Genomic DNA, 12,212 nt, shown 5'->3' with positions numbered 1-12,212 from the left:
TGTACGATTTTAGATGTACGATGTATTGATACTGAAGTGTGAGGGCTGAAATATTTTCGATAAAAGATTGAAGGTATTGCGAAGTTGTTTGCTCCGCCCATCTTCCAAGCTGCGTGGGCTTACCTTGCTGCCTTCGATGACATTATCCAAAGCAAACTAGTACCGGTATTGAAGAACAGCATGCAAAAGACTCACATGGAGCAATGATAAGACCAGGGCCAATTAATGGCGACTATATTTTTTTTCGGCTTAGCGATCATCGCTCACGGACAGATTGATTGCACAATGATTTGGTCAAAAAAGAATTTACGGCCAGGCACAGTTTCGACATTTTTGTTTACAGACAGATTGCTTAGTGTGATAAGCATTCAAAAGGCAATCGCGGCTTCAAACTTTAGTTTTAGGACAAAATTATTCGACCTAATCTGGATGCCAATTAATACTTCTGAGATCAACAGATGTTAATGATAATGGTAAGCCGAAACCTTAAACATGAAATGGCAAAACCCAATTAGTATGGCAACTCACAATGAAGTTCTTTTCTCCGAAAGACAAAAGTTTAAGCAATGGTGGCTTTTTTTAGGCCTGTTTGCGGTTAACGGATTGTTTCTCTTTGGTGTATACAAACAAGTATTTAAAGGGCAACAATTTGGAGATAAACCAATGAGCGACAGTGGTCTTTTAATTGGAACGGGTTTGACAATGCTAATGACTCTGCTATTTTTAAATTTTCGCCTCGACACCGTGATCAAAACCGATGGAATTTATGTTCGTTTTTTTCCTTTTCACATAAAATACAGACAATACTCTTGGAGCAATTTAAAAAAAGTCTATATCAGAAAATATTCAGCATTGAAGGAGTACGGTGGTTGGGGCTTGCGATTTGGACGTAACGGAAAAGCGTTTAATGTTTCTGGAAATGAGGGATTACAACTTGAGTTTAATAATGGCAAAAGGTTACTTGTAGGCACAAACAAAGCAGAGGAGCTGAAATCTATTCTAGATAAAATTGGACGAATGAAAGAATGATGATGACGAAATAATATAAGCTTAGTGCAGCTTCCAGCTGCGTGAGCTTACTCTGTCACCTGTGGCGAAATTATCGTTAAACGCGATAAATGAAGCCTATGGAAATATTTTGTAAAACACTTAATCCCGCGGAAGAAAAACAATAGCCGCTAATTTTAGTATTAATCTAATGTCAATGCCTCCTTGCGGGTACTAAATAGAATTTCCTTCTTTCATTCAGACAAAATAGTCCCACACAAAAATGCCCGGCGCTAACCGGGCATTACACAAGTTCTCTCTTTCCACTCACAAAAAATATTATAGTAAACCTTTGCCTTGCAGATATTCAGCTATCTGAACAGCATTGGTAGCAGCACCTTTACGCAGGTTATCGCTCACTATCCACATGTTTAAAGTGTTAGGCTGTGTTTCATCTCTTCTTAATCTTCCTACAAACACCTCATCTTTTTCATGCGCCAACAAAGGCATTGGATATAGTTGCTGAGAAGGATCGTCCTGCAATACAACACCAGGTGCTTCGCTTAGTAATTGTTTTACTTCAGCGAGGTCAAAATCATTTTCGAACTCGATGTTCACGCTTTCGCTGTGGCCACCAACAACAGGAATACGAACTGTTGTAGCAGTTACACGAATGCTGTCATCACGCATGATTTTCTTGGTCTCGTTAACCATCTTCATTTCTTCCTTGGTGTAACCATTGTCAAGGAATACATCGATCTGAGGAATTACGTTAAGATCGATCTGGTATTTGTAAGCCATTTCGCCTTCTTTGCCATCACGCTCGTTGTTCAGCTGATCAACAGCTTTTTTACCTGTACCGGTAACACTTTGATAAGTGCTTACAATGATACGTTTGATCTTATATTTCTGATGCAGCGGGTTTAACGCTACAACCATCTGTATAGTAGAACAGTTAGGATTCGCAATGATTTTGTCTTCAGGAGTCAGCGCATCTGCGTTGATTTCAGGGACAACTAATTTTTTGGTAGGATCCATTCTCCAGGCACTGGAGTTATCAATTACTGTAATGCCGGCTTCAGCAAATTTGGGAGCCCATTCCAATGATGTGCTGCCACCTGCTGAAAAGATTGCTACTGCAGGCTTTGCTGCAATGCCATCCGCCATGCTTACTACTTTGTACTTGTTGCCTTTGAATTCAACTTCCTTACCAACAGATCTTTCACTGGCAACAGGCACCAGTTCTGTAACCGGAAAATTTCTTTCAGCCAATACCTGTAACATTTTGGAGCCTACCAAACCCGTAGCTCCAACTACCGCTACTTTCATGTTGTTTAATCCTCCTTGTCCGCATCAGCGGACGATTTTTTTTTGTTTATGCTTTGGTTATTAAATGAGCTGTTTGCGATAACAAAAAAGGCCTTCTCATCCGAGAAGGCCCTTTGTTAGTTATGTTATACATACGCAAACGTTACGCACCTTCCCGGTTGGAGAACTGCTTCTTTGAACGCTTTGTATGTTTCATTGTTTTTGTCATTGCGGTTGCGAATGTAATCATCAAAATTGGTTATTCAAAATTTTTTTAACTAACAGCTATAAGCCATGAGCTGTCAGCTATCAGCAAAAGCCCATATTAAAGTGTTCGCAATGCGCTGGCGTGTTTCACTTAGGTACTTCGTACTTCGTAGCTCGTACTTTCAATAACTGCGCCTACATCTAAAATCGTACATCTAACATCGTACATCGTCTTACCAAATCTTGATTCTCTTATCGTCCGCCACATACATTTTCTCACCTGCCTGAACATTAAATGCTTTATAGAAAGGTTCAAAGTTCATCAAAGGTCCATTTACACGCCACATACCGGGAGAGTGCGGATCAGTGTTGATGCCAAGACGCTCTGTTTCTGGTTTTACTTTCTCGCGCCAAACCAGGCCTAAAGAGATGAAGAAACGTTGATCCGGAGTAAGTCCATCGATACGTGCTGTATCCTTTCCTTGCTTGGTTAATTTGAATGCGTCGTATGCAATGGCGATGCCGCCAATGTCTGCCATATTTTCACCGGTAGTTAATGCGCCATTGATATGAACCGTATCAAGGATAGTGAATGAGTTATACAGATCGATGACTTGTTTTGATTTTGCCTGGAACTTGGTGTAGTCTTCTTTGCTCCACCAGTTTTTCAGGTTACCATCTTTATCGTACTGTGCGCCCTGGTCGTCAAAACCATGCGTCATTTCATGACCGATAGCCATACCGATAGCTCCATAGTTCATCGCATCATCAGCTGTAAGATCAAAGAACGGTGCCTGCAAAATACCAGCCGGGAATACGATCTCATTAAACACCGGATTGTAATAGGCGTTGATGGTTGGAGGTGTCATGCCCCATTCGGTTTTGTCAACCGGCTTACCAATTTTTGCCCTGTTATATTCGTATTCATTCTTTGCTGCAGAAACAAGGTTTTCAAAATAAGTTCCTTTGTTGATGGTTACTTTACTGTAATCTCTCCATTTGTCAGGATAGCCAATCTTCTTTATGAAAGCATGAAGCTTTTCTTTGGCCTTAGCTTTAGTGCTGTCGCTCATCCAATCGAGTTTTCCGATGCGTGCATCAAAAGCAGTCTGTAGGTTGTTTACCAATTCCAGCATGCGTTGTTTAGCCTCAGCGGTAAAGTATTTCTTTACATACAGTTGTCCGAGGGCTTCACCAAGGTTAGCATCAGTTCTTCTGTAAATACGTTCCCAGCGGGGTTTTTGTTTTTGCTGTCCGCTTAACACTTTTGAATAATTGAAAGCTGCATCCACAAAAGGTGAGCTTAATGCCGTGGCTGCATCTGCAAGAACATGAAAACGCAGGTATATTTTCCATGTATCGAGCGGAGTTGTTTTAAGCAGCTCGTTTACTTGTCCGTAGAAAGCCGGTTGACCCACATTTACAGAATCTGATTTTATGTTGAGATTGTTCAATAAGGTTGTCCATGCAAATACCGGTTGTTTTTTATCCAGTTCTGTAACAGCAAGTTTATGATAATTGCTTTGCGGATCGCGGAGTTCAACATTGGTGCGGTGACTTCCAGCCATCTGTTTTTCAAAAGCAAAAATTGTCTCAGCGTTTTTCGCTGCAGTTGCAGAATCTGTTCCTGTTAGTGTAAACAGTTTTTGAATATATGCCTTATAAGCTTTTACAATATCCAGCGTCGGGGCATCCGTTTTGAAATAGTAATCTCTGTCAGGAAGCCCCAGTCCTCCCTGGTAAAAAAGCGCAATATTCATGCTGCTGTTCTTTTCGTCTGCGCCTACGCCCATGCTAAAAAGAAGATTGTTGTTAAGTACTTGCTGTTCGGCAACAAACTGCATGATGTCTTTGCTATCGGTTAAGCCGTCTATCTTTTGCAAGTACGGTTTTACCGGCTCATAGCCACGCTTTTCAATTGTAGCGGAATCCATACCGGATGCATAGAAATCCCCTACTTTTTGCTCTATGGTTCCCGCAGTATTATTTGCTTTGGAAACAGAGTCGAGGATCGTTTTAATATGGTCCTTGGTTCTGTTATAAATATCCAGGAATGATCCGATGCTGCTTTCTGTCGCCGGAATCTCAGCTTTCTGCAGCCATTTACCGTTTACAAATAAAAAGAAATTATCGCCTGGCTTTACTGAAGAGTCCAGTTGCGATGTTTCAATAAATTTCTGTTCTGTTGTTTTTGTCTCCTGTTTGCAGGAAAACACTGCCAGCATAAGCATTGCAGCGGGTACAAGCCGTAGTTGCTTCATAGACTTTGTTTTTGAAAGTATCTCAAAGTAATAAACTTTTGGGTGTGAAGATATTTTTTGTGAAGAGCGGAGTGCGGTTGAGAATTGAAAATGAATGTGCGGATGTGCGGATGTGCAGATGTGCAAATGTGCGGATGTGCGGATGTGCGAATGATTCAGTGACTAGGTAACTGATAGTTGAAAGTTCCTGCCCGACTGACATCATTCAGGCGGGGATAATTGAAAATGAATGTGCGGATGTGCAAATGTGCGGATGTGCGAATTAATTGAAAATTGAAATTTGAAAATTGAAAATGAATGTGCGGATAGTTTCAGGGCTTCAGTGCCTCTGTGGCTAATAAACAAAAACGGCCTGAAACAGTAATGTTCCAGGCCGTTTAAACTATTATTTATGCGAAAGCTATAATTGTGTGTAGAACAGTTCTAAGCTTTGCGCTTTAGGCTTTAAGCTACACTAACTTAATATCAAAATTCACCAGCTGAACAAACTCATCCAGGCGGGTGTCAATATCTTGCTTGGTGATTTCTTTCAGGCGCTCAGGGCCAAATTTCTCCACGCAAAAGCTTGCCAGTGCAGAACCAACAATGATCGCTGTTTTCATGTTTTCAAAAGAAACATCTTTGGTCTTAACAAGATGCCCCATAAAGCCACCGGCGAAAGTATCACCGGCTCCTGTTGGGTCAAACACATCTTCCAGCGGAAGTGCGGGGGCAAAGAATACATTGTTCTCATGGAACAACAATGCGCCGTGTTCACCCTTCTTAATGATCAGGTATTTCGGACCCATTGAAAGTATTTTGCGGGCTGCTTTTACAATAGAATATTCTCCGGCTAATTGTCTTGCTTCACTATCATTCACCAACAACAAATCTACCATCGTTAATACCTCTTTCAGGTCATCCATAGCGGTTTCCATCCAGAAGTTCATTGTGTCAAGCACAATCAAACGAGGCCTTTCTTTCAATTGCTCAATTACTTTCTTCTGTAGCGCGGGCATTACATTTCCCAGCATCACAAACTCGGCGCCCTGATAACTGTCCGGAATCACAGGATTAAAATCAGCAAGCACATTCAGGTCTGTAACCAGTGTATCTCTTGTGTTCATATCAAGATGATACTTCCCGCTCCAGAAGAATGATTTTTTACCCTTTACCACTTCAACACCTTCCAGCTCAACACCGCGGTCAGAAAGATCTTTCATTTCCTCTTCAGGAAAATCTTCCCCAACTATGGATACCTGCTTGATAGAGTGTGTAAAGTTGCTGGCTGCGTAAGCTGCATAGGTTGCAGATCCGCCGATTATTTTATCTGTTTTGCCAAAGGGCGTTTCTATGGCATCGAAAGCCATTGTGCCTACTACAAGTAAAGACATAAGCGATTGATTATTGTAAAATTTGTATGGATTTTTTTGCGATACACGGTTTGGAAATGGAACCTGTACTTATATAAAATTCAATGTTTCAAACAATTGCGGCTGTTTGAAACATTGAATTGTGCTTATTGGAATAACTTATTTTGAGGATAAGGATTTGTCATCCTTAGATTATCCGTTCATGCTTGCAAGGAATTCCTCATTGCTCTTCGTGCCGCGCATACGTCTCAGCAATTCGTTCATAGCTTCATCAGTATTCATATCATTGATGAATAAGCGAAGAATGTTCATTTTGCCCAGTACTTCTTTGCTTAGCAACAGGTCATCGCGACGAGTTGAAGATGCAATAGGATCGATAGCGGGGAAGATGCGTTTGTTAGCCAGTCTTCTGTCTAACTGCAACTCCATGTTACCTGTACCTTTAAATTCTTCGAAGATAACTTCGTCCATTTTGCTACCTGTTTCAATTAACGCTGTAGCAAGGATGGTTAAAGATCCACCGTTTTCTATTTTACGTGCAGCACCAAAGAATTGTTTTGGTTTCTGCATAGCATTTGCTTCAACACCACCACTTAATACCTTACCACTTGCAGGAGCAACAGTGTTGTGTGCTCTTGCCAAACGGGTGATAGAATCAAGCAGGATAACCACATCGTGTCCGCACTCTACAAGGCGTTTTGCTTTTTGCAAGGCGATTGTAGAAACTTTTACGTGTTTTTCAGCTGGCTCATCAAAAGTAGAAGCGATCACTTCTGCTTTAACGCTGCGCTCCATATCGGTAACCTCTTCAGGACGCTCATCAATCAACACTACCATCAGATAACACTCAGGGTGATTTTGAGAGATAGCATTCGCAACCTCTTTCAGCAACATGGTTTTACCTACTTTAGGCTGGGCAACAATCAATCCACGCTGTCCTTTACCTATTGGTGTAAACAGGTCAATGATACGTGTACTGTAGTTACTTGGACTGGTAAAGAGATTTAATTTCTCGAATGGAAATAATGGAGTCAGGTATTCAAAAGGTACACGGTCGCGAACCTCATCCGGGCCTTTACCGTTAATGGTTTCAACCTTTAACAGTGCGAAATATTTTTCACCTTCTTTGGGAGGGCGAACGGCTCCAAAAACGGTATCACCTGTTTTTAAACCAAATAACTTTATTTGGGAAGGAGATACATAAACATCATCCGGAGATGACAGGTAATTATAATCAGAAGAACGGAGGAAACCATAACCATCAGGCATCATTTCAAGTACGCCTTCAGATTGAATTACTCCATCAAATTCTATATTGAAAACTGGTTCTTTGCGGTATTGTGGACGGGAAGGTGCAATCTCTTCGGAACGGAATCCTTTTTCATCTTCCTCTTCCTCTTCTTCTTCCATCACCTCGTCATCAAAAAGCGGTTCATCATCTCCGAAAGCCATTGCGAGAAGGGCTTCGCCAATCTGGGGCTCGTTTTTCACAACTACCTCTTCTTCTTGTTGTGCACTAACTTCAGGCTCTTCTATTTCGGCTTTCGCTTTTGTTTTCTTAGCGGCTTTTTTCTTTGGAGCTTCGTCGTTATTTGCTTTCGCAGGCTTTGCTTCAGTCATTACCACCGCTTCTTCTGTAGTATTACCCGTGCTTGCTTTTACAATGCGTTTACGTTTTGGTTTTTCAGTAGCGGAAGCATTGTCTTTTTTTTCACTTGCCATAACAGCTTGTTTGTCTAAGATTTTATAAATCAGTTCCTGTTTGTTAAGCTTTTTGGAATTGGGAATGCTCAGATGCTCGGCAACATCAAGCAACTCAGGAACTAACATGTCGTTCAATTGCAAAATATCATACATAAATAGGGTCTAAAAAAGGATACATTTTTAATTCGGAAAATCCCATTAAAATTGATTGAAGAAAAATTTTGATTGATGATAAGCAAACAGGTGAGCTGAGAGATATGAATTCTGACTGACCAGCTTGTTTCTGCCTGCAATAATACAATGAAAAAAAATAAAATCGGAAAATTTTTTGCCAATCTGATCCTTTTTACTATCTACTTTAACATTTATATACTTTATTCCCAAAAAGTTGTGCCAAAAAATGAATTTTCCACATTCCGACGCCCGGACAATATCAATTGAATGAGCGGACCATCTTGTGAAATTTGAGATGCACGTTTTTTGTATCGTGGAATTTGCAAGCAGGGATCTGTTTTCCTTCGGTACGTTCGGCAATATTAATTGATTTACGCTATCGCCAAAACGGTTCATTGCAAAATGACCGTTAAATTAAGATGGTTCAACCTGCGTGTTAGATTATCTTTGCCGGGTTTTAAGATTTAAAAACTGCTAAATTGTACATGCATGTTCAACACTAGAACAAAGATCAAGACATTGTTGGCGCAGGAAGCTACTGGCCAGGAAGTAATAGTAATGGGATGGGTTCGTTCTTTCAGGAATAACCAGTTTATAGCATTGAATGATGGCAGTACCAATAATAACTTACAGATAGTTACCGAGTTAGGTTTACTTGATGAAAATACATTGAAGCGCATAACTACCGGCGCATCTTTAAAAGTTGTGGGTGAGCTGATCCCCAGCCTTGGCAAAGGCCAGAAGGTAGAGGTTAAGGCTAAAACTGTGGAAGTATTGGGCGATTGCGATGGTGAAAAATACCCGCTGCAACTGAAAAACAGACCCAGCCTCGAATATTTGCGAGAAGTGGCACATCTGCGTTTCAGAACAAACACCTTTGGAGCTGTATTCCGCGTTCGTCATTCACTGGCTTTTGCGGTACACAAATTTTTCAATGACAAAGGATTTGTTTACCTGCATACCCCGATCGTTACATCAAGCGATGCGGAAGGTGCGGGTGAAATGTTCCGCGTTACTACATTGCCGCTGGATAACCCTCCCCGTAAAGAAGACGGAAGTATTGATTTTGCTGAGGATTTCTTCGGTAAGAGTGCGAACCTTACGGTTAGCGGTCAGTTGGAAGGCGAATTGGGAGCTATGGCGTTTAGCGATATCTACACTTTCGGACCTACTTTCCGCGCTGAAAACTCCAATACAACCCGTCACCTGGCTGAGTTTTGGATGATTGAGCCGGAAATGGCTTTCTACGATATTGAAGATAACATGAACCTTGCAGAAGAGTTCATCAGGTATATTATTCGCCATGCGATGGAGAACAACCGCGAAGACCTCGAGTTTCTTGCTCAGCGCCTGGCGGAAGAGGAAAAACAATTGCCGCAGGATAAGCGCAGCGAAATGGGATTGATCGAAAAACTGGAGTTTGTATTGAACAACAATTTCGAAAGGATCACTTACACTGATGCGATCAATATTCTGTTGGATAGCCCTGCTTACAAAAAGAAAAAGTTCCAGTATGAGGTTAAATGGGGCATAGATCTGCAGAGCGAACACGAGCGATACCTGGTGGAAAAGCACTTTAAAAAACCGGTGATTGTTACAGGCTATCCGGCTGCAATTAAGGCGTTTTACATGCGTATGAATGATGACGGTAAAACAGTTGCCGCAATGGACATTCTGGCGCCGGGAATTGGCGAAATTGTGGGTGGAAGCCAGCGTGAGGAAAGACTGGAAAAACTGGTTCAGCGCATGGAAGATATGCATGTGCCGGTGGATGAAATGCAGTGGTACCTTGATACCCGCCGTTACGGAAGCGTTCCGCACGCTGGTTTCGGTCTTGGTTTTGAACGTATGGTGCAGTTTGTTACCGGAATGGGCAACATTCGCGACGTAATTCCGTTTGCAAGAACGCCGAAGAACTGTGAATTCTAATAATTTTAATAAGCGCCGGAGCAAAAAACTCCGGCGTTTTGTTCTTATAACCAAAGGGTTCTCACGCCGATAATCTTTTATTTAACTAATCTTCCGTCCCTGGAATTTTTATAATCTATGTCATGTATTGAAGTGCTTCAGCAGGAACTCGCAGCTGAAAAAGAATCGATTATTTCACACCCCTTGTACAAAGAGATCAATAAGCTAACCGACATACAACGTTTTGCAGAAACACATGTTTTTGCTGTATGGGATTTTATGTCGTTGTTGAAGTCGTTACAGATGCAACTAACCTGTGTATCGCTGCCCTGGCATCCTGTTGGCGACGGTAATACCCGCTATCTCATAAACGAGATCGTTGCCGGCGAAGAAAGTGATGTAGATGCTGAGGGCGTTCGTAAAAGTCATTTTGAGTTGTATCTGGAGGCTATGGATCAAATGGAAGCCGACGCTTCGTCAATTAAAGAATTACTGCATCATACGGCCAATGGCAAAACGGTGCAGGAAGCAATGGACCAGTTATCATTGCCGGAAGAAATCAAAAGTTTTGTAAATTTTACATTTAATGTAATTGAGCAACAACCGGTATACGTTCAGGCGGCTGTTTTCACATTTGGCCGTGAAGATCTGATACCCGGAATGTTTCATAAGCTTATAAAAGATCTTTCGCTTCAGTTGCAGGGGAAACTGGATATTTTCAATTACTATCTTGAAAGACATATAGAGGTGGATGGCGACCATCACAGTCTTCTTGCAATGGAAATGGTTTCTGCCCTCTGCGGTAATGACAAACAGAAATGGATTGAGGCAACTGATGCTGCAAAAGAAAGTTTGCGTATGCGTAAAACCTTGTGGGACGGTGCTTTAAGACTGATTCAGCAAGGGGACGAAATAAAAAACAATACATTTTTTAATAAATAGTTGCTTATTTTTTGGCAGTTTAGTGAGAAATCCTATTTTTGCGCTCCCAATACGGAAAAGTATTGAGATGGTGCGGTAGCTCAGTCGGTAGAGCAAAGGACTGAAAATCCTTGTGTCGCCGGTTCGATCCCGGCCCACACCACTGAAAAGCCTCGAATTATCGGGGCTTTTTTATTTCCCTGAGTGCTTAGTTTATTACCGGCCAGCTTACTTCAACATCAAAATAAGACGGCGCATCGTCAGAACCCACAAAAGATAACTCCGGATGCCCTCCTTTCTTTAAACTCGTAATATCCGTGTGCACACATAAAACCCTGGTTGACATGCCGGTTTTATCTGCATCCATTAATTGCATTTGGTGAAGCACCCGGATATAAGAGCCGTCTGCCTTTTGAAGCCGCACATCGTAATGCGTTTTGTATTTCTGTCCCAGGTCGTACGGCAGCGGGTTAAAGAATTCAACCACCTTCTTCTCAAAAGCCATAAACCAGGGCATATCGTCCGGATGAATTAGTGAGATCAGAAATGGTGCATTCATTTCATCCAGCGGAAATCCGAGGATTTGTTCGGCATTCGGACTGATATACTCAATCTCCATCTGGCGGATATTGAAAATATAATGGTAGGAGTTTTCTGTTTGTAATGGAATGAAGCTCTTTTGTTCGATAGTCCTTGCTCCTGAATGTATTTTCAGTTCTTTCAACGGGAAAATATTCTTCCAGATGTCGCGGGCCTGGTTGTAAAGGTTAAGGTTCATGGTAATAGTTTTAAAGCGTAAAGAGGGCTATTACTAACAAAATACGAAAAGGCATACCAAAATGCAATATGCGTGTTGTTAAGGGATAGCTAAGTAAAAAATTGGTAGGGAAAGGACGCGAAAAAGGGCAGGAAAGCCCTTCGTGGAAGTTGACATTTTCGCTACCGGCATGTGCTACGCTAAGATGTCGAACAGCATGTAAACACTCACCTCAATACCGGGCAGCTATAGACTATTCTGCCATTGTAGTATACAACATGTAATAACTGCTCGTTAAAAAAGCTTCCAAAAATGAATATCGAAATAAGGGCAGTCATCAATAGCATCGAAAGTTTGGATTGGAGAAGATTTTGAGTAGACCGGAGGTTATTTTGACTGATATATATCTTTTGCGCGATCACAATGAAAATTGCAAGTAATAAAATTAGCAGATATCCCTGAAGGCTATTTGATTGCGCTGCCGTCAAGCCAATACCGGAGCCCATGCTTAGCAAAGCAAGAAGACAAAGCGGGCATTTGGGCAGGATAAATAGGATGGCTCCAATAATTCCCCATTGCCGGATTGTTTGCAAGGAGGAGTTTTGGGAAACCATCCCGGAGCCTGTCTTTTTT

The 12,212-nt window shown here is 41.6% G+C and carries 8 protein-coding genes and 1 tRNA gene; 4 read left to right on the top strand and 5 right to left on the bottom strand.

Annotated elements, in window-relative coordinates; all coding sequences use genetic code 11:
• The first annotated feature begins 492 nt into the window (after positions 1 to 492).
• The gene (locus QTN47_RS16070; RefSeq protein WP_369330416.1) at positions 493 to 1,029 is read left to right on the top strand and encodes a hypothetical protein; all 537 of its coding nucleotides are present in this window, start codon (positions 493 to 495) and stop codon (positions 1,027 to 1,029) included.
• A gap of 297 nt (positions 1,030 to 1,326) precedes the next feature.
• Here the strand turns inward: QTN47_RS16070 and QTN47_RS16065 are convergent, their stop codons facing one another.
• The 4 genes from QTN47_RS16065 to rho form a co-directional block, all read right to left on the bottom strand.
• Positions 1,327 to 2,316, bottom strand: coding sequence for an aspartate-semialdehyde dehydrogenase (locus QTN47_RS16065; protein ID WP_369330415.1), 990 nt, complete (start codon positions 2,314 to 2,316; stop codon positions 1,327 to 1,329).
• A 419-nt stretch (positions 2,317 to 2,735) separates the two neighbouring features.
• Complete coding sequence (locus QTN47_RS16060) at positions 2,736 to 4,763, bottom strand: M13 family metallopeptidase (protein WP_369330414.1); 2,028 nt, start codon at positions 4,761 to 4,763, stop codon at positions 2,736 to 2,738.
• Positions 4,764 to 5,212: 449 nt separating this feature from the next.
• A complete protein-coding gene (locus tag QTN47_RS16055) occupies positions 5,213 to 6,136 on the bottom strand; it encodes a PfkB family carbohydrate kinase (RefSeq protein ID WP_369330413.1) in 924 nt (307 codons plus the stop codon).
• A 171-nt stretch (positions 6,137 to 6,307) separates the two neighbouring features.
• The gene (gene rho, locus QTN47_RS16050) at positions 6,308 to 7,972 is read right to left on the bottom strand and encodes a transcription termination factor Rho (RefSeq protein ID WP_369330412.1); all 1,665 of its coding nucleotides are present in this window, start codon (positions 7,970 to 7,972) and stop codon (positions 6,308 to 6,310) included.
• Between the two features lie 510 nt (positions 7,973 to 8,482).
• On the opposite strand from rho, the gene asnS reads away from it, so the two are divergent.
• The 3 genes from asnS (at position 8,483) to QTN47_RS16035 (ending at position 10,985) form a co-directional block, all read left to right on the top strand.
• Entirely contained in the window at positions 8,483 to 9,922 is a 1,440-nt protein-coding gene (asnS, locus tag QTN47_RS16045; protein ID WP_369330411.1) for an asparagine--tRNA ligase, read from the top strand.
• Between the two features lie 117 nt (positions 9,923 to 10,039).
• A complete protein-coding gene (locus tag QTN47_RS16040) occupies positions 10,040 to 10,843 on the top strand; it encodes a DUF3050 domain-containing protein (RefSeq protein WP_369330410.1) in 804 nt (267 codons plus the stop codon).
• A gap of 69 nt (positions 10,844 to 10,912) precedes the next feature.
• Positions 10,913 to 10,985: transfer RNA gene (locus tag QTN47_RS16035), tRNA-Phe, on the top strand.
• A 45-nt stretch (positions 10,986 to 11,030) separates the two neighbouring features.
• Here the strand turns inward: QTN47_RS16035 and QTN47_RS16030 are convergent.
• On the bottom strand, positions 11,031 to 11,600 hold the full coding sequence (locus tag QTN47_RS16030; protein ID WP_369330409.1) for a PAS domain-containing protein: 570 nt from the start codon (positions 11,598 to 11,600) through the stop codon (positions 11,031 to 11,033).
• Between the last annotated feature and the right edge of the window lie 612 nt (positions 11,601 to 12,212).

The sequence above is a fragment of the Danxiaibacter flavus genome (assembly GCF_041060425.1).
GTDB classification, from domain to species: Bacteria; Bacteroidota; Bacteroidia; order Chitinophagales; family Chitinophagaceae; genus Danxiaibacter; species Danxiaibacter flavus.
This window is presented reverse-complemented; position numbering and strand designations above follow the sequence as displayed.